The 22,421-nt window shown below is 40.6% G+C and carries 18 protein-coding genes; 4 read left to right on the top strand and 14 right to left on the bottom strand.

What is annotated here, in order from left to right:
- Positions 1-98: 98 nt before the first annotated feature.
- The 13 genes from nadX to COD92_RS08130 form a co-directional block, all read right to left on the bottom strand.
- Positions 99-884 (bottom strand): aspartate dehydrogenase, encoded by a 786-nt coding sequence (nadX, locus tag COD92_RS08195; protein WP_098996145.1) that lies wholly within the window; start codon positions 882-884, stop codon positions 99-101.
- A gap of 15 nt (positions 885-899) precedes the next feature.
- Positions 900-2,345 carry an aldehyde dehydrogenase family protein gene (locus tag COD92_RS08190; protein WP_098996144.1) on the bottom strand — a complete coding sequence of 482 codons (1,446 nt, stop codon included), beginning with the start codon at positions 2,343-2,345 and terminating at the stop codon, positions 900-902.
- Positions 2,346-2,357: 12 nt separating this feature from the next.
- Positions 2,358-4,046 carry a thiamine pyrophosphate-binding protein gene (locus tag COD92_RS08185; RefSeq protein ID WP_098996184.1) on the bottom strand — a complete coding sequence of 563 codons (1,689 nt, stop codon included), beginning with the start codon at positions 4,044-4,046 and terminating at the stop codon, positions 2,358-2,360.
- A 25-nt stretch (positions 4,047-4,071) separates the two neighbouring features.
- Positions 4,072-4,863: an SDR family oxidoreductase gene (locus COD92_RS08180; protein ID WP_098996143.1), complete on the bottom strand. Its 792-nt coding sequence runs from the start codon at positions 4,861-4,863 to the stop codon at positions 4,072-4,074.
- Positions 4,864-4,888: 25 nt separating this feature from the next.
- The gene (locus tag COD92_RS08175) at positions 4,889-5,803 is read right to left on the bottom strand and encodes a VOC family protein (RefSeq protein WP_098996142.1); all 915 of its coding nucleotides are present in this window, start codon (positions 5,801-5,803) and stop codon (positions 4,889-4,891) included.
- Between the two features lie 141 nt (positions 5,804-5,944).
- Positions 5,945-6,481, bottom strand: coding sequence for a cupin domain-containing protein (locus COD92_RS08170; RefSeq protein ID WP_098996141.1), 537 nt, complete (start codon positions 6,479-6,481; stop codon positions 5,945-5,947).
- 159 nt (positions 6,482-6,640) lie between these two features.
- Entirely contained in the window at positions 6,641-7,918 is a 1,278-nt protein-coding gene (locus COD92_RS08165; protein WP_098996140.1) for an MFS transporter, read from the bottom strand.
- Between the two features lie 274 nt (positions 7,919-8,192).
- The gene (locus COD92_RS08160) at positions 8,193-8,984 is read right to left on the bottom strand and encodes an IclR family transcriptional regulator (RefSeq protein ID WP_098996139.1); all 792 of its coding nucleotides are present in this window, start codon (positions 8,982-8,984) and stop codon (positions 8,193-8,195) included.
- Between the two features lie 57 nt (positions 8,985-9,041).
- On the bottom strand, positions 9,042-9,872 hold the full coding sequence (locus COD92_RS08155) for an alpha/beta fold hydrolase (RefSeq protein WP_098996138.1): 831 nt from the start codon (positions 9,870-9,872) through the stop codon (positions 9,042-9,044).
- A 170-nt stretch (positions 9,873-10,042) separates the two neighbouring features.
- Positions 10,043-10,684, bottom strand: coding sequence for a PspA/IM30 family protein (locus tag COD92_RS08150; protein ID WP_098996137.1), 642 nt, complete (start codon positions 10,682-10,684; stop codon positions 10,043-10,045).
- A 25-nt stretch (positions 10,685-10,709) separates the two neighbouring features.
- Entirely contained in the window at positions 10,710-11,054 is a 345-nt protein-coding gene (locus tag COD92_RS08145; protein WP_098996136.1) for a lmo0954 family membrane protein, read from the bottom strand.
- A gap of 402 nt (positions 11,055-11,456) precedes the next feature.
- Positions 11,457-13,025 (bottom strand): LysM peptidoglycan-binding domain-containing protein, encoded by a 1,569-nt coding sequence (locus COD92_RS08135; protein WP_098996134.1) that lies wholly within the window; start codon positions 13,023-13,025, stop codon positions 11,457-11,459.
- A gap of 633 nt (positions 13,026-13,658) precedes the next feature.
- Positions 13,659-16,742: an efflux RND transporter permease subunit gene (locus COD92_RS08130; RefSeq protein WP_098996133.1), complete on the bottom strand. Its 3,084-nt coding sequence runs from the start codon at positions 16,740-16,742 to the stop codon at positions 13,659-13,661.
- 95 nt (positions 16,743-16,837) lie between these two features.
- Here COD92_RS08130 and COD92_RS08125 point away from each other — a divergent pair, with 95 nt between their 5' ends.
- The 3 genes from COD92_RS08125 (at position 16,838) to COD92_RS08115 (ending at position 20,219) form a co-directional block, all read left to right on the top strand.
- Positions 16,838-17,665: a TetR/AcrR family transcriptional regulator gene (locus COD92_RS08125; RefSeq protein ID WP_098996132.1), complete on the top strand. Its 828-nt coding sequence runs from the start codon at positions 16,838-16,840 to the stop codon at positions 17,663-17,665.
- Between the two features lie 167 nt (positions 17,666-17,832).
- Positions 17,833-19,086 carry an FxLYD domain-containing protein gene (locus COD92_RS08120; RefSeq protein ID WP_098996131.1) on the top strand — a complete coding sequence of 418 codons (1,254 nt, stop codon included), beginning with the start codon at positions 17,833-17,835 and terminating at the stop codon, positions 19,084-19,086.
- A 14-nt stretch (positions 19,087-19,100) separates the two neighbouring features.
- On the top strand, positions 19,101-20,219 hold the full coding sequence (locus COD92_RS08115; protein ID WP_369689347.1) for a S1C family serine protease: 1,119 nt from the start codon (positions 19,101-19,103) through the stop codon (positions 20,217-20,219).
- A gap of 272 nt (positions 20,220-20,491) precedes the next feature.
- On the opposite strand, the gene COD92_RS08110 is transcribed toward COD92_RS08115, so the two are convergent.
- Positions 20,492-21,736 (bottom strand): cation:dicarboxylate symporter family transporter, encoded by a 1,245-nt coding sequence (locus tag COD92_RS08110; protein WP_098531210.1) that lies wholly within the window; start codon positions 21,734-21,736, stop codon positions 20,492-20,494.
- Positions 21,737-22,130: 394 nt separating this feature from the next.
- Here COD92_RS08110 and COD92_RS08105 point away from each other — a divergent pair, with 394 nt between their 5' ends.
- Positions 22,131-22,331 carry a hypothetical protein gene (locus tag COD92_RS08105; protein WP_098996130.1) on the top strand — a complete coding sequence of 67 codons (201 nt, stop codon included), beginning with the start codon at positions 22,131-22,133 and terminating at the stop codon, positions 22,329-22,331.
- Positions 22,332-22,421 lie beyond the last annotated feature (90 nt).

Genomic DNA, 22,421 nt, shown 5'->3' with positions numbered 1-22,421 from the left:
TTTCCTATTTACAGGAGAATATTGTCTAAAAAGATTGGGTTTCCCCTGTTTTCTTTACTAGAATACTAGAATGGCTATCCATATCTTCATTCTACCATCTAACCCACCTTAACAACTGCATCTTTATTTTTCAATACAGACAATACACTTAAGGCTGCCAAGTAGCTTGTTTTAGGATTATTGGGCATCGGATCATTTTCTACTTGAAGAGATAATGCTCCGAAAGACCCCGCAGCCTCTATCAAGTGACTATTTTTTCTCACAGCTGGATCGGAAATTATTTTTACACCTGTCTTATCCGGTCCCAGCCCTGCCAAGGACAAAATAATCGATACATTTATATTTTTAGGGAATAATTCTATGGCTTCTTTTGCAGTGCCTTCGAACATCACTTGCTCTCTATCAGCAGGAGCACCAGGCAATGCCATCGGCGGTTTCCTCGTAATAATCGAAACGGACTCAAGTTCGCCAATAGATTTCGCAGCTTTCAATATATCCAGTCCACCAATTGCCCCTGCCGGTAAATAAATTTTCGAGCGGGCTTCTTGGCATATTCTTTCTAGCTGCTGATAAAAATGGCCATCAGCTAAAGCACCCACACTGCTTACGACTAAATCTTTTCCACCTTTTAAAATAGCAGCAGCGTAGTCTTTTACTACTTGAATATTCGCCGCTTCTATGACTAAATCAATTGCAGCAGATTCTATTAGTGACTGAATATCTAAATAGTTTTCTGTATCAAATTCCCTAGCAAGCTGTTCGGCACTTTGCTGGTTGCGGGTATAAAGGCCAACAATTTTTCCGTCTGGAAGAAGACCATCCATATTGATGCTTTGAAGAAGGAACTTTCCAATATTTCCTCCGCCAATCAACCCTATTCTCATCAGGCATCCCCCTTTTTAGTTGGCCAGACCATATGAATCTGCGAAATACTCAAGCCCACAATGTCTGGTTTCACGGGACAGGCCGCTTTCTTTTAATCCAGGGAAATCAAGGTGAAGGTCCTGGAAAACCGTGTGGTTATTATGAAATACGGCTCCAGCTTCCAAGCGGTCGGCTAATTTCATCGCAAGTGTTTCATCCTCTGTCCAAACGGACGCCCGTAAACCAAATTCGCTATCATTTGCAAGCCTTACGACTTCATCAATATTTGAAAACGGCAATACTGGGATAACCGGACCAAATTGTTCTGTACGTACGATTTCACTTGTTTGGTCTACTCCAGTAATGATGGTTGGCATGATAAAATAGCCTTGATCCCACGATTCAGGATCGAGTTGAATTCCTCCAGTCCATACAGTTGCCCCTGATTCCGCTGCCCGTTTGATCAGACCGTTAACATAGTCATATTGGGATTTATTATTTAACGGACCCATTTCAACATCAGGCTGAATACCGTTTCCAACTCGAATTCGACTGAATTCCTTCTTTAATTTTCCAATGACTTCCTCATACCTAGATTCGTGAACATAGATTCTTTTAATCGCTGAGCATACTTGCCCTGCCGCACGAAGGATTCCAAAACGCAGGCGTTTGATCGCTTCTTCATCCAATTTGGCATCAGCCAGAACAATCGCCGCATCATTTCCGCCCAGTTCCATGTACAGTTTCTTTACCGTACCGGCTGCTGAACGCATGATTTCTTTACCGGTTTCCGTACTGCCAACGAATGCAATCGTACGAACCCTTGGGTCAGAGCAAAGAGAATCGCCAATGACACTACCGGAACCTGTTACCACATTAATGACTCCATCCGGAAAATAGGAAGCTGCCACCTTTAAGAAAGTCATAATCGTTAATGGACAACTGGTCGCCGGCTTTACGACTACTGTGTTTCCTGCCAATACTGCTGGAATAACCCGCTTAAATGTAAGAATCAGTGGAGAATTCCAAGGAGAGATAATGGCTGCCACACCGCGCGGCCGCTTTCTGATTTGCACTTTTTGGCTGCCAGGTAAACTTTCAGGCTGCCACCATTCTAATAATTCTTCCGCCCCTTGTTTCATAATATCTATACACCTGAGTAAATCCTTCTTCGCCTCAACTAATACCTTACCATTCTCGCGGACTAGTAAAGTAACATTCTCTTCAACGATTGCTTTAATTTCCTCGGCTGCAAGCCTCATCCGGTTTGCCCGGTCACAAATATCACTTTGCGACCAGCCTTCATAAGCCTTAGCAGCAGTGAAAACGGCTTGCCCTACATCATTTTTTGAACATAAAGCCACTTCACCAACAACTTCACTCGTATTAGCCGGGTTGGTTACTGCTGCTGTTTGTTCTGCTTGAATCCACTTTCCGCCGATCAGATATTTGCCTGAAACAAATGGATACGTTGAAATCACTATCTTTCCTCCTTATAATTTTTTTGGTCTAAATGCATCTGCTGCTCCCGGAGGTCCTCCAAATGGTTTTGCCATCGGGCCGACCGCTTCCATGTCTACAACAATCATCGTTGGCTTTTTGTTTTCTACAGCCTTCTTAAGATCTGTAACAAAGTCCGTTGGGGAACTAATTCGTGAGGCATCGAATCCCATCGACTTTGCTAATAGCACAAAGTCAGGGCTTAATAAATCCACGGCTACCTGACGTCCGTAAGCGGCACTTTGAATATTTCGGAGCACACCATAACCGGCATCATCAAACAACACAACAATCAAAGGCAGTTTTTCCTGTGCTGCGGTTGCCATTTCACCGACATTGACCATGAACCCTCCATCTCCTGCCATAAGTACCACAGTTCGATCTTTATCACTCATTTGCGCACCAATGGCTGTTGGCAGTCCTTGACCAATCCCGCCGCCCGACGCATGTATCGAGGTTCTTGGTTCATATATTTCAAACAGGCGGCTCCCCCATACATTTGCCTGAACAGTGACATCTCGGACTAAAATAGTGTTTTTTGGAAGCACTTCTCTCATGCCATCAAGAATCTGTTCATAAGGACCAAGTGTCGCTCTTAACTGAGTCCGCAATTCTTCACGGACTGACTGCACTTCATCAAGATAGGAAAGATCCGGAGTAATGGACTTATGGGATAATGCTTCGTTTAAAGCCTGTAAAATCTGTTTAGCATCCCCTACGAGTCCGCAAGTAGCTTCATAGTTACGATTAATCGCCAGCCAGTCGGCATCGATGGCTATATGTTCTTTTGGAACAGGAACTTTCCAATTCGATGTTTCATTTCCTCTGAATCGAACACCGATACTGATCAACAGGTCAGCGTTTTTCAGCAGGTTTTTCGTTAATTCAGAAGCGGCAAAGTGGCCAATGCATTGTGGATGATTTTCAGGTATACTTCCTTTTCCAGATTGGCTTGTGATCACAGCCGCCCCAATCATTTCAGCTAATGCCTCGACTTCTTTGGTTGCGCCAGAGGAAATCACTCCTCCTCCTGCCCAAATCACCGGCCTAAGGGCGTGACAGATTTTAGTTATTGCCTCTTCAGGCAAGGATGGAATAGTTTTATTAGTTGGAGCTGTTGTTATGATTTCTTCAATCGGATGATTTGGGATAATAGCAGATTGGAAATCAATGGGGATTTCAAGTGTTACTGGTCCTGCTGGATAAGCAAACGCGTCTTGTATGGCTTGTCTCACGACTGCTGCAGCTTGCTCGGGTCTTCTTAAGCGGACTGCTTTTTTACACGAACCTTCCATCATGGACAGCTGGTCTTTGCATTCATGGATATACCCTCTGCCAGTTCCTAAGTATGGAGAAGCTACCTCACCGGTAAGATGAAGAACAGGAACTCCTGCTGCCCATGCCTCAATTAAGGAGCCTGCTGCATTTCCTGCTCCTGTCCCAGTGCTCGTAATCACAACTCCTAATTTACCTGTGGCTCTGGCATATCCATCTGCCATATTGACCGCTCCGCTTTCCCCGCGGGAACAGACTAAATGAATACTCCCTTCACGAAGAATAGCATCATAAATCGGCATATTATGGATACTAACAATTCCAAATGCTACTTCCACTCCAGCACGAACAAGTTCTTTCACAACTGCATCAGCAGTCGTAAATTCCTTTTGATTTTGTTCACTCATCATTCATTCCTGCCTTCTCCAAAAATTAAAGCGCTTTCCCTAACGCTCCAGCTGTTTCTATTGTTGATCCCGATACATAGCTTGCTTGGCTTGAGGCTAAAAACAAAATAACACTTGCTACTTCTTCTGCTTCCCCTACTCTGCCTAACGGGATATTTCTTTTTTTAGCCAAATCGGCATAATAATCTTCTGCTTTCATATCGGGGGCATTTTTTAGCCTGCGCCGCTCCCATTGATCCGTTCGAATCAAACCTAAGCTTACAGAGTTGACTAAAATATTCTCTGACGCAAGCTCTTGTGACAGAGTCTTACTCAAATTCAATAATCCAGCTCTTGTTGCAGCTGTAGCAATCATATGCCTTTCCGGCTCTTTTGCTAATGTGGCATTAATATTAATGATTCTGCCGCCGCCCCGCTTGATAAAATAAGGATGAACCGCCTTGACTGCATAAATAATGGCAAAGTATTTTAACTGAATCTGCTGTTCCCATTGTTCGTCCGTTACATCAAAAAAGTAGCCCATCACACTTTGTCCGGCAGCATTCACAAGAATATCTATCCCGCCAAAGTTAGCAGCTGCTCCGTTTATAAAAGTGTTCACATCGTCCTTACTCGTTACGTCACATGTCGCTGCAAAAATGGAATCTTCTGTTCCAAATTTCAGCAGATGATCATATGCTTTTTCTTTTCTTTTCATATCTCTTCCACAAACTGCTACTCTGGCACCTTCCTGAAGAAACATCTCAGCTGTTTTTAAACCAACGCCAGATGTGCCGCCCATAATAACAGCTACCTTATCTTTTAATCCTAAATCCATGGTACCACCCCTTTTCATCCAGCCGCTAAACCAATTCTATTACATCCACCCAACCCGGGTCTGGCTTTCCAGCCATCGCTGCCCGTGTTTCCGGTTTTGGAGGTCCGGCAATTCCCCATTGGTCCATGAGATGCGGAACCCGCTTCCAGACACGCGCTCTCCATTCTGACTCATCTTCAATCGTTTCTAGATAACAGGTATACTCCATCACAAACTTCCCTGGATCTTGAAAGTAACAAAAAACATTATTTCCAGGACCATGGCGCCCCGGGCCCCAAATCTCTTGATAGCCTGCTTTTCTTACATTACTAATTCCCCTCATAACCTCATCCACTGTATCCACTTCATAGGCGATATGATTAACAGAGGCGTGTTGATCCTGATTGAAGGCAATGGAGTGGTGTTTCCTGTTACAGCGAAGGAAGGACATTTGGTGCTCACTCCAGTCGGTCACCTTAAACCCTAAGACATTAGTATAGAAATCAGTAATCATATCAAGGTCTTTCGTATTCATCACGACATGGTTAAGTTTGACCGGATCCACATTTTTCTTTTGCCAAATAGTGGTATGCATTTCCACCCAGGCGGATAATTCGATACAGCGATTTTCAGGATCGACAAAACGCAAACCATAACCCTTCCCCTCTTCATCTAGATACCCTGGTGGGGAGACAATCTTCACGCCCTTTGAAGCAAGAATTTCGGCTGCCAGGTCGACGGCATTTTTATCCACCATTCCAAATGCAATATGGTGCAATCCACTTTTTTCACCGGCATGCAGGCTTAAGATATGATTTTCTGGACCTGCCCCCCGAAAGTAAACTGATTGATCATCCTGCGAAACTTTATCTAAACCCCAAATTTTTTCATAAAAATCAGCTTGTTCTTTTAGTACCTGGGTAATTAAGCTAATATGCCGTAAATGTGTAATTCCTAACATCTCGCCACCTCCACTTTTAATAAACTTTTAAATTCAGGCAGGGATGATCCCGTATTGAAGTAGGAGGACCATCCCTGTCAATGAAGACTTTTTCAGGAATCAGGGAGTATGCTTAGTCGAAACAACTGCCTAATTTTAAAATTAGTTTCCTTTAATAATGGCTTCTCTTTCTTTTGCTCGTTGGATACGAAGTTCTTCTAAAGCACTGCCTTTTGGATAGGTTGGTAAATTTGGCTTCACTGCTCCTAACATAACCAGCATCAAAGCCTCTTCGTCACCATCGTTTCGAATACCACGATATACTCCCGGTGGGGAGCTAATACAATCTCTCTCATTTAAGATGATTTCATGGATTTCGTTTTCTCCCTCTTCCTGGATAAGCGCTGTCACACTTCCTTTGATGACAAAGAAAACTTCTTCCACATCGTCGTGTAAATGAAGCGGTCCCTCACATCCCGCTGGTAAAACCATCGTGCTTAAGGTAAAGTGTTCAGCCGGAATGACATTGGCATCGTTATTAGCTGTTGCACCACGTCCAATGTATCTCATTTGCGCTCTACGATAAGCCGGGTTTATTTCTTCCTGAAACTTCAACACATTCCAATCAAGAGAGCGATCCTTTAACCTCGCAACATATTTGTTCTCAAACGCTTCTAATGAAAATTTTTCCTGGGACATTCATAACACTCCTTCTATGTTTTATATATAAAACATTGTTTTGTTTATAAACCAATAATAAATCCCAATATTATAATTGTCAATTAAAAATATTGAGAAAATTTAATTTTTTACAACGGTGTTTTGTATACGAAACCAATACTCATATTTATATGTTTGTTAGACAGTTACATGATTAGGCGGCAAATTCTCCATTTTAAGCTCAGATGCTTCTTTTTTCAATGTAAACAGATAAGCAGCGAAACCTAGCGCAGCAGCAATAATTAGCATAACGATAGAAGGTCCAAAGTCCCCGCCCGAAACGTCAACCATCCAACCCATAATATAGCTTGAAAAACCGCCAAGGATGTTGGTGAATCCCATCAACCCGGCAGCACGTCCAGCTGTTTCAGGTGTAGAGAATTTGACGATAAATAAATTACTGATATGGAAAACACCGCCTTGCGATCCCATCGCTAAGCCCATGCAAACCCCGGCCATTACTGGCTGTGGAGATAATATCGCAGCAGTTAAGAAGGAAGCAGTTAAAAGAAATAAAATAGTCGCTATTAAACCAGGGCGCTTAGTTTTATCCGCTAAAAATCCGCAAATTAATACAAAACCTAAAGCAAATAGCCAAGATAAAGAGGTGATTCCAGTCATTGCCTCCCTTGTAAAGCCCTTTGCTCCGACTAAATAAGTCGGGAGCCAAATGCTAATACCAAAAAATAAGAACGACGAAACTAACATTCCAAACCAAACAATCCAATAACGGAAGTCTTGAGTAAAGTTTAGTTTTTTAGTAGATTCTTTGGAATCTGATTGCCGAATATAGGCTAATTCATTTTTATCTAGTCCTGGATGTTCTTCAGGGGTATCACGAGTAAGGAATATAAACATTGGAAGTACAATTAAAATATTAAACGCAGCTAAAGCGAAAAAGGCAGCCTGCCAATGGAAGGTAGCAATAACAAGCGTTAATATAACAGCTCCACATGCAGGTCCTAAATAGTTTCCTGCAAGCCAAGAAGATTGCGCCCGGCCAAGTTCACGCTGATGAAACCAGTTTGAAATGAACTTTCCGCAAATGGGGATCATCATACCTTCACCCATTCCAAGAACAATACGGCTAAAAATAAACATTTCATAAGAAGTGGATAACCCGCCAATAACCATGGTCAGTGCCCATACAGAAAGACCTAAAATTCCTGTCTTTCTAGCTCCAAGTTTGTCAATGATAAATCCCCAAAAGATATTAGACAATGCATAGGAAATGGTAAATACAAAGGTAATCATTCCAATCTTGGCATTCCTATCTGCTCCTGTTAATCCAAGATCACGTAAGAAGCCTTGATCGGTTTGAATAATAGAAATACCTAATTTATCAATTTGTCCAAAAAACCAAAAGAAGAATATAGGCATCGCAATATAGATCCATCGTTTGTTACCTTTCAGCATTAAAGAGCCCCCTTTTCAAATGAATACGCTTCCAAATTATTATTCATAGTATACTATAATTCAAAGGCTATAACTGACATTCACTCCTCCTTTTTTGAGTATTTGCAGCAGTCCAAGTGTTTTATATACAAAACACCGTTTACCACTAAGTCTATTTTAAAATTATTAGAAAATTGTGTCAACACAAAATATCAGTTTTGTTTTATTATTTAAAATACGTTTCATATGCAAAACATGCAGCACGTAATAAAAAGCTTGCATCTAGCTGCAAGCTTTAATTAATTTTTAGATGATAGCCCATAAAACCGGATAATATTTTAGAAACTTCAAGCACTTTTGGTAAAGCTACTTTTTCAATAAATTCACTATTGAACGTTTTTTCTGTTGCGACAATGTTAAGGGCTGCCATTACGTTACCGGTACGCTCGAATACAGGAGCTGCAACCGATTGAATTCCATGGTGAAACTCTCCCTTTGTAATCGCATATCCCTTTTGCCTAATTGCAGCCAATTCCTGCTGAAATTCCATGTAATCTGTTTGCGTTCTTTCCGTATATGGTTTTAAATTAGAGCCAAACAAGATTTGATTTAATTGGTCCTGAGGTTGATAGGCAAGCTGCACTTTCCCATTTGCAATGGCATGTGCAGGCAGCCTTAGCCCAATATTCACATTTACCGCCGAAACACCTCTAACAGGCGCACTGCCAACATAAACGACTTCCTGACCATCCAATATCGATAAATGACAAGAAGCCCCTGTTTCATCTCTTAATTTTTCTAAGTATGGCTGCGCAATTTCAGGGAGTTTCAATGTGCTTAAATACGCAAATCCTAATTCCAATACCTTTGGAGTTAAACTATAGCGTTTCGTATGTTCATCCTGGTGGAGGTATCCCAAAGTTTGGAGTGTATACAATAATCGAAATGGAACTGTCCGGCTCACATCTAGTTCCTTTGCGATTTCTACCAACGATAATGTCGGGCGCTCCTCACTGAATAACTTTAATATCTCCAATCCTCTTACTAAAGCGTTGGCATTATAACGTTCCTTTTCATCCTTTACCATAACTATTTCACCATCTCATTATCTTTAATTTACTTATTCTACTATATTTCATGAAGTTTAATCAAAGAGGGCATTACAGTGCGCATCCTTAACCTTGTCTAAAGAGGTTAGAAAGTCTAGGACAATTGAATTAAATTGATTGGGATCCTCTTGATAACACAAATGACCTGTCAAAGGGATCGTAACAAAGGTTGAATTTTTAATGGCATCATGGAAAATCTGTGATTCAGATACCGGCGTGACTTTATCTAATTCTCCACAAATGACAAGGGTAGGTACAGAAATGCGAGGCAGGATCTCCATTTGATTCAAATGAAAAAGTGAATAGGCTACTGATCGGAATCCCATCGGTCTTATTTGCGAATAGATTCTTTCTGCCTCCTTCTTTACTTCAGGCGCCGGCTGTGGAGAAAGAAGCTCCGTTACACGCAGGGCGGCCAGTTCTTTTGGCTCTAATGTTTCAATGTTGGTTAATCGATTGTTTAATTTCTGTTCATTCGCTTCCTTGCTCAAGGCGGCTGCCCCTCTTGTCGCATCAGAAATGATTAAGGCATCTACCATGTGCGGAAAGCGATAACAAAAATCAACTGCTATGGCTGAACCCATAGAATGACCCAGAATTGTAACAGATTCATATTGTAAGCTATCAATAAATCCTTTTAATACATCTGCAAATTGCTTGAATTCCTTTAACTCTACTGTTGGATCAGAACTTTTCCCATACCCAGGCGCATCCCAAGCTATAACCGTGTAATGCTCAGATAAGCCCTTTAATTGTTTTTTCCATGATTGAGAGTTGTTCCCCATTCCATGTAAAATAATTAATGGAGCTCCCTCGCCCTCGATTTCATAATGAATCTTTAAATCCTCTACTTGTAAATAAGGCATATACTCCCTCCACACAACCACGTTTTATTAGCGAAACAACGTTTCATAATTAAATGATAAATCAAATTCAGGATAAGTCAACGGAATTTTCTGAAGTTACTAAAATTGACACAAAGGGTTAATAACTAAATAAGCAGTAGCCCTCCTTTTTAGGACCACTGCTATTTCTATTATTCTTTTGTTAGATTTAAGTTTTTTTCTTTCTCCAGCTGTGCAATTCGTTCATCAATGGTACTGCTGAAGAAAGAACTCTTCACCTTCTGCTCTAGTCGGTCCATATAACCCTCAATCTCCTTGAATTTAGAAAAGGAAGGATTCGCGTAAGAATCAGCTTCTAACACCTGGTTCATTTCCAAGTTAGCGCGGGTTACATTTTCCCTGCCCATTAACTCCATCCGGCGAATCTGCATATCCTTCACTCTTCGCTTCATCTCTTCATACTTTCTTTCCAAGTCACCAAGCTGATCGGTCACTTGTGTGAGAGAGGCTTGCAGGCGCTGTGCCCGTTCCTCGTAATGGTGCTGCTCGGCTGCCGCAAATTGGTAAAGCTCCATTTCCCCAGCGGATGAGGCAACCTCTGCTTGGTGCTTTCTTTTTTCAGCCAATTTTATGGCTTCACTATATTCTCTTGTAAATTCATCTCGCAATTGAGATTGACGCCCGACTAACTTGCCGACCTTCTCAGTTTCCTGCTCGCATTCGCGCAGGTATTGGTTGAGCATGGCAATCGGGTTTTGATTTTCCTTTTTATTAAGGGCCTCATTTAAATCCGCTACAATGATGTCTTTGATTCTTGTTAATAAGTTTGTCATTGTTTTTCTCTCCTTTTAATAAAAATTATTTTTTAAATTCATTCCACTGCTTTTCAAAGTTTAAAAATGGGTCATTACCATTGCTTTTAGGTGCCTTTTTGCTCTTGTTCCATTCTTTATAAACTAGGTAAAGCACATAAGCAGCAGCCACTCCGATAAGAGCTGGGATGTGGTGGATTGTGGAAGACAGGACTATTAAGCCAATAACGACTAAACCAATCTTCCATGCAATCGAATCCGTTTTGAGAAACTGTCTAAAGATGAAGTAAAGCAATACGAGACTAACCAGTAATCCAACCATTGGGCCGATGGAGTGGAGCAATATAAGAGCAGCCAGCCCGCCTGCTAACAATAAACCAAACTTTTTCATTTTAATTCCTCCTTGGAATTGTTCATGTATTTGTTTCTTTATCTTGATATCATCTTACCTTTTTTCTTTCTTTTCCATAATTGCGCTAGAGCTTGATTTTTATATCAGACTTAAGACGTAGTTGAGATGAGACCTGATAAATTGGGCATTTAGGTGAATTAATTTTGCCCATGAAGGGTGAGTTTTGGTAGGAATGGTCAAAATAATCTTTTTTTATGACCATTTGAGTGATTTTCTGAGCGAAACGGGTACAATTAATCCTTTTTGTTACCATTTCTGANNTCTGAGTATTTTCTAGTGAAGCGGGCAGAATCCGCTCACTGACATTAACCCAGGGTGTTCCATTTAAACACAAAAACCCTACAAGCAATATACTTGTAGGGCTTTCGGTGTCAGGCACCATTAATAAGGTGATTTTGCACCTAGGTATCTAGTTTTCCAATAAGAAGAAGTCATATCAGAGATGACTACTCCCGTTGATGCCGCACTGATGAATTTGTTGTTTCCTAAATAGATTCCAACATGGGATGGTCCGACTTTATAGGTTTCAAAGAAGACAAGGTCACCCACTCGTGGCGAACTGACTGGTGTTGCCGCATCCCATTGTGTTGCTGCTGTTCGTGGTAGAGAGATTCCTACTTTATTAAATACGTATACGGTAAAGCCACTGCAATCGAATCCTGCTGGAGTATTTCCTGCCCATTTATATGGGGAACCGATATATTTTTGAGCCTCAGCGATAACTCCTTCAACAACTGAAGTAGATGCCGTTGCCGGTTTTTGTACTGCTTCAGTAGAAGTTGCTGGCTTTTGAACTGCTGCTGGATTAGACGCTGCAGTTGATTCTGATGTTGTTGGTGCTTTTTCTGGTGTTGCTGTTGATCCGGATGTTACTGGTGCTTTCTCTGATGTTGCCGGTGCTGCTGATGTTGCCGGTGTTGCTGGTTTTGCCGGTGCTGCTGATGTTGCTGGTGCTGCCGGTGTTGCTGGTTTTGCCGGTGCTGCTGATGTTGCTGGTGCTGCCGGTGTTGCTGGTGCTGCTGATGGTGCCGGTGCTGCTGATGTTGCTGATGTTGCCGGTGCTGCTGATGTTGCCGGTGCTGCTGGTGTTGCCGGTGCTGCTGGTGTTGCTGATGTTGCCGGTGTTGCTGATGTTGCCGGTGCTGCTGATGTTGCCGGTGCTGCTGGTGTTCCTGGTGCTGCCGGTGTTGCTGATGTTGCCGGTGCTGCTGGTGTTGCCGGTGCTGCTGATGTTGCCGGTGTTGTCGGTGTTGCAGATGTTGCCGGTGTTGCCGGTGTTACTGGTGCCTTTTCAGGTACTGTAGTATTTGAAGGTGTTGCAGTGCCTCCAGTTGTTGCCACACTTGATGTTGCCTTAGCACCTCCAGTTGTTCCCACACTTGAAGGGGTCGCAGTACTTCCAGTTGTAACTGAATCTGACTTAGCCACAGTGCTAGTATTATCCCCATTACTACTCACATTTAACGTCTGCCCAGCATAAATAGTGTCAGAGGTTAATTGATTCATAGATTTAAGCTGAGGAACAGTTACATTAAAACGAGCTCCTATCACTGAAAGCGAATCACCTTTTTGAACGGTATAAGAAGAACCACTTACACTCGTTTCTGCTACCTTCAATTGCTGGCCAGCACGAAGGAAACTTGATGTCATGCCATTTAAGCGTTTTAATTCACTTACACTTGTACCATTATCTCTTGCAATCGCCCAAAGACTATCACCTTTTTTTACCGTGTAAGTAAGTGATAGCTTTTGATTGACGTAGATTGTATCACCTGATAGAGCATTCCACTCTTTTAATTGATTTATAGTCACATGATTTGATTGAGAAATTTTCCAAAGGCTGTCTCCTGGCTGAACCGTATATGCGGGTTCCTGTGCACTTGCTGTGGCCCCAAAAGCAGTAAGAACGAGCCCGGCAGTTGCAGCGGCTGTTACTAAATTTTTCTTCACTTTTAATAATTCCTACCTTTCCTTTATTTACTTCAATAGTCATATTAATGCAATTTTCGACAAAAGAACATCCGACAAAAGTGGTAGTTTACTAGAAGAAATACTAAAAAGGTAGGACTTTTTATAAAGAAAACGCTTTTATTAAAAACTAAAATAAAAAGAGAAGTGCTTTGAACACTTCTCCCTGTAAAATCAACCATTATCTAGTTCGATACGAGACGAAAACATCTCCCCCAGATACTCGGCATGCGCCAAATACTGCTCCACAAATTCAGCTAAGGTGATTGGTATCCCGGTATCTTCTAACCAATAATCAAAACTTATGGCTATATTCTTTTTGATGATATCATTTTGGCTCCAGATTGGGGCAAGCGAATGATCAATACCGGTGAGGACCTCAGCAATTTCTTGGATGGTCGTTATCTACAACACCCTCTTTTCAAAAAATGGAAACCTTTTTATATAATGTATGTAAGAAACAAAATTTAACTCACATTGAACAAACCTTAGGCACCTATTTTTAAAAAGGCTGATAAAAGGGTCAAACCGCTGATAAATTCAAAAAAACCGCCGAAAAACCGACTCTTAGCTAAAAAAAGCCCAACAAGACTCATCATCTTGTTGGGCCATATCTTAGTTTTCTTGTTCTTCACGTCGATTTTTCTTAAATAACTTCGATAATACCTCATAAACAATCGGAACCACGAACAATGTTAACAACGTCGAACTTGTTAAACCGCCAATAACGGTAATTCCAAGTCCTTTCGAGATTAAACCGCCTCCGCCTGAACCGAGCGCTAACGGGATCAACGCACCGACTGTAGCAATCGCAGTCATCAGGATTGGACGTAAACGGGTCGCACCCGCTTCCAGTACCGCTTGACGCATCGTCAATCCATCACGTTCCATATGAATAATTCGGTCCACGAGTACAATCGCATTCGTTACGACAATACCAATCAACATCAAGAGACCCATCATAACCGAAACCGAAATCGTCTCACCGGCAATTAATAGACCGACAAACGAACCGATTACCGCGAACGGTAACGAGAACAGAATCGCAAACGGTGCGACACCTTCACGGAAGGTTACCACAAGAATGAAGTACACGATCGCAATCGCCGCTAGCATCGCAACACCAAGCTGCGTAAAGGTATCCGTCATGTCCGCCTGCACACCTGCAGTGCCGACCGTAACACCTTTTGGCAAATCAAGTTTATCCACTTCTTCCTTGAGTCTATCGGTTACCTTTTTAACATCCTTATCAAGGATAGTTCCAGAAACACTTGCATAGTACTCACCCTTGCTGCGTGCCAGTGTATTTAATGTAGTCCCTTTTTCCACTTTTACAAGTTGTGAAAGCGGCACAGTCGTACCCATCGCTGTTGGGACTGGAGTTTTTAACATTTCATCAATCGATGCCGGCTGTTTCGACTGCTCTTGCTGAACGATAACATCCAGGGATTCACCGTTTTTCTCGATCGTCGTTAACACATCCTGTGTCTTCGTCGGGTTCAACATCATCACAAGCTGACCTGTGGTTAACCCATATTTAATCAAATCATTCTGTGCTACTTTAAAGGTGTATTCGACATAAGGATCTTCTGCACTAGAAGTAACATCCTTAAGACCTTTATCCTTCTTCAATACCTTTTCAACCTTATCAACCGATTGGTAGAGTTTATCAAGATTTTCACTATAGATGGTGTAGCTGACTTCATTGGAACCAACGGACGTTGCACCAAAGTTTTGGCTCTTCCATTTACCTGATTGGCCAAGGTTCTTCAGGTAGTCCTCTATTTCATTCTTAACCTTAGGGAAATCCTTAGTATCCGGGTCAAAAATCAGATACATTAAGCCCCCGCCACCGCTGCCGCCAAACATGGCAGTGGATGTGTCCGCTTTATCGGTCACCGATATCTGAACAATATCAATATCGTCACGTTTCATCATCTTATCTTCAACGTATTTAACGTTCTCTAGAGTCTCATCCTTTAACTCACCTGCTTTAGGTGTATAAGTTAAATACATGACCTTATCTTCTTCACTTCCCATAAAGCTGAAGCCGATTAATGGCGTTAACGCCAGACTGCCGGCTAATAACACAACTGCAATGATGGACGTAATGACTTTATGATTAAGGGCCTTTTCAAGCGCCCACTTATACCATTTCGCTAACTCACCGACTTCTTTATGACGTTTTCCTGTCTTTTCCCCATATAACTTTTTCTTAAATAAGGTATGTGACAGTGCCGGTACAACCGTAATCGCGACGAGTAACGAAGCACCCAGCGCAAATGTCATCGTTAAAGCAAACGGTGCAAACAACTCACCAACCATTCCACCTACAAAAATCAATGGTGCGAATACCGCAACCGTTACTAATGTCGAAGATAAAATAGGTTTAAACATTTCAATCGTCGCTTCACGCACAAGGGCGCGGCCATTTAATTTCTCTTCTTTTAAATGCAAGCGGCGATAAATATTTTCTACGACAACGATTGAGTCATCGATGACCCGGCCGATTGCTACCGTAATCGCTCCAAGTGTCATAATATTAAGCGTAATATCGAGCCAGTGGAGAATCAGTAACGCCATGAAAATTGACACTGGTATCGAGATAATCGACGTAATCGTTGATTTAAAGCTTCTTAAAAATAATAAGATAATCAATACGGCAATGAAACCGCCAAATACAGCTTTTTCCACCATGGTGGAGATGGATTCTTGAATTGGTTTACCTTGGTCAAGAGTCACATCAATATGTAGACCATCGATTTTTGACTTTTGCTCTTTCACCAAATCCTTGACACTGTTAACGACATCAACCGTGTTGGCACGCTGCTCTTTCACGATTTGAATCGCAATTGCTTCTTTCCCATTGGTCCGGGAAACGGACTGCACTTTACCCACAGTTTCAATTTTTGCAATATCACTTAATTTCACAAATGGGGATGGACGTGTTTTAGTCGGTGTGACAGGAATGATCGTATTTTTCAATTCATCCGCGGTCATATATTTGCCGTCAATTGCAACAGCCTGCTCACCTTCTTTAAACTGATAAAGGCCTAAAGAAACCGCCATATTGCTGGCTTGAATCATTTGTTTCATTTTATCTTCCGTTAGACCAAATTCTTTCAATTTGGGTTGGTTATAGGTAAGGTCAACTTCATCGATATGCTGGCCTGTAATAGTGGCAGACGCCACTCCATCGATTTTTTCAATCTTCGGAAGTAGAATATCTTCTACGGTTGAAGTTAAATCTACAATATCTTCTTTTGAACTGCTCACACTGAGAGCCACAACCGGCATCATGTTCATACTGATGGCCGTAACCTTTGGTTCTTGTGCTCCATCTGGTAACTTCACGTCATCTAATGCTGATTTCAAGGCACGCTTTGCCTCGTCCATGTCGATACCGTATTCATATTCGACCTGAATACTTGACATGTTCGAATATGAATTGGATTGTACCGATTTTACATGATCAAGACCTTCAGCTGCTTTCTCGATTGGCATCGATACATCTTCCATTACCTTTTCAGGAGTGGCCCCCGGATAAACACCTGTCACCATCAAGTATGGAATCGATATATTAGGGATTGTTTCCATGTTCATGCGTGTACCTGAATAGATCCCAGATACAGTAATGATAATCGTTAGCAGCCAGACGGCCAGTTTATTCCCAAGTACAAAATTCGCTATCCCTTTCACTGTTACACCTACCCTTGATTGACTTACTTAGCTCAATTATTTATAATAATGACCAACCAGTCATTTGTCAATAAATGACGTTAGGAGCGGGTACAATGAAAAAACAACTAATTATGGAAAAAGCACTTGAACTTTTTGCTAAGCAAGGGTTTGAAGCTACCTCCGTTCAACAGATAACTGAACATTGCGGCATTTCTAAAGGAGCGTTTTATTTGTCTTTTAAATCGAAGGACGAATTGATTCTGGCGCTGATTGACCACTTCATGAATCAACTGACCTCTGATATTGACTATGTAGTCAGAAATACAAACAAGGACGAACTTTTACATAAATTTTATTACACCATATTCCAAACTTCTTATCAGCACTCAGATTTCGCGAAATTACTGATGAAGGAGCAATCCCACACCTTTAATAATGACCTTTTGGTAAAAATGCAATTCTATGATCGTTTAGTCGACCAAACCATTCTTTCAATGCTGGCTAAATTATATGGTGAAGCGGTCAGAGAAACGAAATATGATTTAATGTATTGTATCAAAGGATTCATGAACACCTATTCACAATTATTTTTCTTTTATCATGTCCCGCTCAATTTGGAATTGCTGTCTCAATCACTTGTGGAAAAAACAAACTTGCTTGCGCAGCATACGACTGTTCCGTTTATTTCGGAAGAGCTTATTCAGATGTTTAAAAGTTCGATAAATGAAGAGATCACTAAGGAACAAATCCTTGAAATTATTGAACAGAGAATGGAGGAAATGGAGGAATCAGTGGAGAAAGAATCACTACTTTTACTGAAAGAGCAGCTGGTGGAGCCAACCTATCGTCCTGTTCTCATCAGAGGGCTGATTGAGAATATCCGCAATCATCCGCATTGTAAATGGATCTCCTTTTTACTTGGTCGGTTTTATAATTTTTAAAAAAGCAGAACGCTTATACGTGTTCTGCTTTTTTATTGAGCTTACACAAAGTGTTATCATCATTTCTTAAACAAAAAATGACACAAAATGATTATTGACTCTACACTTTTCTTATTTTACTAGTATAATATACCTATAATTTCCTATTTTACAGGAGTGATGAGAAGGTGTATTGTCAGCAATGCGGTACAAAGATACATAATGAAGACGCCCGATTCTGCCCCAATTGCGGGACACAATTAGCAGTAAAACCAGTACCAGAATCAGTTGGAGACCAAGTAGAAGAAAGAATAAAAGAGAATCCCAACAACGACCAACAGGTACTCACTATGAATACAGCAGAAGAAACACGAGTTCAAAAACGGAACCTTAGTAAATCCGCCCTATTGTGGCCTATTGCCATTCCAATTTTTTCATTGGTACTCTCCGCTGGATCTGCTTATGCCTACTATAATCATCAGGTAGAGACAAATAAAAATGTTACCTCTTTAAAAGAAAAAGCGGAAGAGAATGCCTTAAAAGGCGAATACACCAAGGCACTATCTACACTAAAAAAAGCAAAGACATTAAGGCCGAACTATAAAGTTTTAATAGAAGATGAAGAAAAAGTAACAAAGGCCATTCAAGTAGAGAATTCGTTAAAGGAAATTTCTAATTCCCTGAAAACCCAGCAAATGGACAAAGCAGATTCACAGATTAATAAATTAAGAATAACCCTACAAACCTTAAAAGGTCCACTTTACACTCTACTGAATAAACAATTGGAAGAAAAGTCAACTACACTGGCAGTTGCAAAAATAAAAGTAGATATCAACCACCTAAATACAGTTGAGGAGCTAGCCGGAAAATTAAATGCTTTATCTTCCCTTAATTCTTCAGAAACGGATGAAGTCAAACGATTAATTTTAGCCAAAGTGGTTGAATTGACTACAAAAACTGCAGAAAATCAACTAGGTGAGAATAATTTTGCCGAAGCGATGACAACCGTCGATAAAGGCCTTGAATATGCAGCGAACGATACGAAACTGCTGTCTTTTAAAGACCGAATTAAAAATAAACAGACTGCTTTTGAGAAGGCTGAGCAGGATCGCATTCAGAAAGCGATAGAGGTGGCCGCTCAAGAGGATCTAAACAACCATACCGCCGCTGTTACAGTCGACAATTTAAATGTTTATACGGATGAGTATGGTGACCTGCATATTACAGGTAACCTAAAAAATGATGCTACGGTACCCATTTCCTCCATCAAACTCTATTATACAGTCTATGATATAAACGGAGATTCCCTTGGTTCGGATTATACATATGGTGATCCTTTTTATTTAGATCCTGGTCAAAATGGCAGTTTTGATGATTACCAATATGGCGTTTATCAGGATTGCACTGTCAAAATAACTAAAATTACTTGGGAATTAGATTAAAAGGGGAAATGATGATGAAATGGCTTATTAGTGTGGCTAGTTCGCTGCTTATTTTAGGAACTGGCGGGGGTCTGATTTTTTACTGGCATCAAGAAATTCCTGCCCAGTTAAAAAACACCTCACTGTTCGTACCGAATGTAGCAAAGGCCAAAGTGTCAGAGAAGAAGTTAAAGGATATTATTCATGATGTTCAAAAAGAAGTTGTCATGATCCAGCAAGATAATGGCACCTTGGGTTCGGGGTTTCTCTATAATAAAAACGGTGACATTATCACAAATGCCCATGTGGTGAGCGGGGCCAAAACGGTCAAAATTAAAACGGCGGATGCCAGGGAGTTTCAAGGAACGGTGATTGGAATTAGTCAGGATGTCGATGTAGCCGTTGTTCGTGTCCCAGGATTAGCTTCTGAAGGACCATTACAAATTAGCCAAAAGAAGTCCGATGTGGGTGAAGAAGTATTAGCCCTTGGCAGTCCCTTAGGCTTGCAAAACACGGTGACAACTGGGATTATTAGTGGCGTCGGAAGAGACTTTGACATTGAACCTTTTCATTATAAGGATGCTTATCAAATTTCCGCTCCGATAGCCCCTGGTAATTCAGGTGGACCCCTGATTAACCGCAAGACTGGTGAAGTCCTTGGAATAAACTCTGCAGGAACCGATCAGGGCTCCATCGGATTTAGTATACCAATTGTTAATATATTGTCGCTTGTAGAGGGTTGGTCTAAATCTCCACTAACGGAATTACCTGCCACCTCTGTTGAAACAGCAGCAGCAGATGTTAGTGAGGATGAAGAGTCTCCAGACGTGACAGCTAGTTATCTCGTTAACTATTTTTACGAAAGTCTAAACTCTCATGATTACGTCACCGCCTATTCTTTATTAGGAAGCTCCTGGCAGAGTAAAACAGAATTCTCCAAATTTCGAAATGGATATATCCAGACTAAGTCTACCACGATAGGCGATATCCAAACCTCTGTGGATGGAGATAACATTACCGTTTCTGGAATTATAACTGCTGTTGAGTTGGAAGATGGAAATGAAAGTTATGCTAAATATAAGGTTCAGTATAAAGTCGGTTATGAAAATGACCAATTAAAGATTATAAGTGGGACAGCCAAGGAGATTCATTAGAGGAACGTCTTATCTCTATGTCATTTGTCTCTAATCTGGGCAGAACACGCTTATGTGGTCTGCTCTTTTATTTATACAAAAGGTTAATTGTATTCGTTAAAGCAACAAATTTTGCGTCTTTTTTCTAATTAAACGTTTGGCCTCAAACCGTTTCGTCCTTCATCTGCCTTTTATAAGCCAATCCTTCGTAAAACCCGAGAACATCTCTCTCCATACAATTTTAAGAAACAAAAAAGACAGAGTGCAATCTGCATCTCTGTCTTCTCCAACAATTAAGCTGCTAATTTACTTTCATCTTTAATCTTATGACCTTCCCATTTTGAGATCACAACTGCAGCTAAAGAGTTACCAACAATATTTACACATGTACGAGCCATATCAAGAAGACGGTCAATACCAGCGATAAACGCAAGACCTTCAACCGGAATTCCCACGCTTCCTAACGTTGCAAGTAGAACCACGAAAGATACCCCTGGAACACCCGCAATACCTTTAGACGTTACCATCAAGACAAGCACTAACGTAATTTGGTGAGTAATGCTCAAGTGAATTCCATACATTTGTGCAATGAACAATGCCGCAATCGCTTGATAAAGCGTGGATCCATCAAGGTTAAACGAGTAACCGGTTGGAATAACGAAAGAAGTAATCGCCTTCGGACAGCCAATCTTCTCCATTTTTTCCATGATTTTCGGAAGAACGGTTTCCGAGCTTGCTGTAGAATAACCAAGTAATAACTCGTCTTTTAAGTAAGCTAAGAATTTAAAAATATTAACTCCCACAATCTTTGCAGTAATACCTAGGACAACCAAAATAAAGAAGAACATCGCGCCATAAACAACGATAACTAATTTTCCTAATGGAATAAGTGAAGATAAACCGAATTTTGAAACTGTCACGCCGATAAGTGCAAAAACACCCAGTGGAGCGAATTTCATAACTTGGTTAGTTACATAAAACATTGCATCGGCCGTACCTTTAAAGAAATTGATAATTGGCGTGCCCTTTTCTCCAATCGCCGCTACACCAAGACCAAACATAACCGAGAAGAAAATGATGGCTAACATATCACCATTTGCTAATGACTGAATGATATTCGTTGGAACGATATTAACAAACGTATCGGCAAAAGAATGAGATTCAGTGGTTTTCGCTGTTTCCACATACGTATTGATATCTGTCTTCGTTAGGTGGGAACGATCAACACCAGTTCCTGGGTGGAAGACATTAGCAAATATTAAACCAACCAGTATCGCAATAGTTGTAATAATTTCAAAATATAAAATGGTTTTGCCGCCTAATTTACCAAGCGATTTCGAATCGCCCACACCGGCAACCCCAACGATAATACTTGAGATAACAATTGGGACAACAATCATTTTGATTAAGCGAATGAAGATATTACCAATCGGCTGAAGAAAATCTGCTACATGAGTATTACCGTAAAAGATAGCACCTACGATAATACCTAGTGCCAAACCAATGAAAATTTGCCATGCAAGACTTATTCTTTTCATAACCTCTCCCCTTCTCCTTAAGAATGCAACTAAATTTATTACTATATAAATAAAAACATAAATTAGGTTTAATCAATATCATATCATGATACTACAATATAATTCTAGATATTTTTTTAGATATGCGCAACACTGAAAATAATGGCAGTACTCATTTTTAAATGATTTTATTACTATTGCGATAGTATTAAATCCCTGTAAACAAAGTTACAATTAGATATTTTAGGATAATCCTCATGGATATTTATTCCTATTTTGGTGATATTTATTAAACAAAACGGATTTATTCAAAAAAGATTTTTAATAGCAAGCCCCTGTAAGACTTTTGCATAAAATACGAAAAATCTGTCCATGCTTTTATTAGAAAAAGAAAATAGTTTTGGAGGTTATGCAAATGGGGAGAGATTTAGAGAGCATTTTTAGGGAGTTAAAAACAGTAAAAAGCAAGGAACTGGAAGAGTGTAATATGGAGCTCGACAGCAAAAATAACAACTTGGTAGTGAAAAAGGCATTATTAGTGTATAAACATGAACTTCTCGAGTGTTTAGAGATGTACGACCTTTATCTAGATAAAAAAGAAACTCTATTATTATAATGAAAGGCTCCTTTAGAAAGGGGCCTTTTTCCATTCCAGTTAATAATACTTCCCCCGGTTGCTGAATAATTATAAATAAGTGAAAGGGGA

This window comes from Bacillus sp. AFS037270 (genome assembly GCF_002585305.1).
Note: the sequence above shows the minus strand (reverse complement) of the source record. Positions and strands in the feature narration are given on the sequence as shown.

Coding starts and splice junctions, on each gene's coding strand:
- COD92_RS08110 (WP_098531210.1), bottom strand. CDS start 21,736: ATGAAAAGAATAAGTCTTGCATGGCAAATTTTCATTGGTTTGGCACTA.
- COD92_RS08175 (WP_098996142.1), bottom strand. CDS start 5,803: ATGTTAGGAATTACACATTTACGGCATATTAGCTTAATTACCCAGGTA.
- COD92_RS08180 (WP_098996143.1), bottom strand. CDS start 4,863: ATGGATTTAGGATTAAAAGATAAGGTAGCTGTTATTATGGGCGGCACA.
- COD92_RS08185 (WP_098996184.1), bottom strand. CDS start 4,046: ATGAGTGAACAAAATCAAAAGGAATTTACGACTGCTGATGCAGTTGTG.
- COD92_RS08125 (WP_098996132.1), top strand. CDS start 16,838: ATGAAAAAACAACTAATTATGGAAAAAGCACTTGAACTTTTTGCTAAG.
- COD92_RS08170 (WP_098996141.1), bottom strand. CDS start 6,481: ATGTCCCAGGAAAAATTTTCATTAGAAGCGTTTGAGAACAAATATGTT.
- COD92_RS08155 (WP_098996138.1), bottom strand. CDS start 9,872: ATGCCTTATTTACAAGTAGAGGATTTAAAGATTCATTATGAAATCGAG.
- COD92_RS08115 (WP_369689347.1), top strand. CDS start 19,101: ATGAAATGGCTTATTAGTGTGGCTAGTTCGCTGCTTATTTTAGGAACT.
- COD92_RS08105 (WP_098996130.1), top strand. CDS start 22,131: ATGGGGAGAGATTTAGAGAGCATTTTTAGGGAGTTAAAAACAGTAAAA.
- COD92_RS08160 (WP_098996139.1), bottom strand. CDS start 8,984: ATGGTAAAGGATGAAAAGGAACGTTATAATGCCAACGCTTTAGTAAGA.
- COD92_RS08150 (WP_098996137.1), bottom strand. CDS start 10,684: ATGACAAACTTATTAACAAGAATCAAAGACATCATTGTAGCGGATTTA.
- nadX (WP_098996145.1), bottom strand. CDS start 884: ATGAGAATAGGGTTGATTGGCGGAGGAAATATTGGAAAGTTCCTTCTT.
- COD92_RS08165 (WP_098996140.1), bottom strand. CDS start 7,918: ATGCTGAAAGGTAACAAACGATGGATCTATATTGCGATGCCTATATTC.
- COD92_RS08145 (WP_098996136.1), bottom strand. CDS start 11,054: ATGAAAAAGTTTGGTTTATTGTTAGCAGGCGGGCTGGCTGCTCTTATA.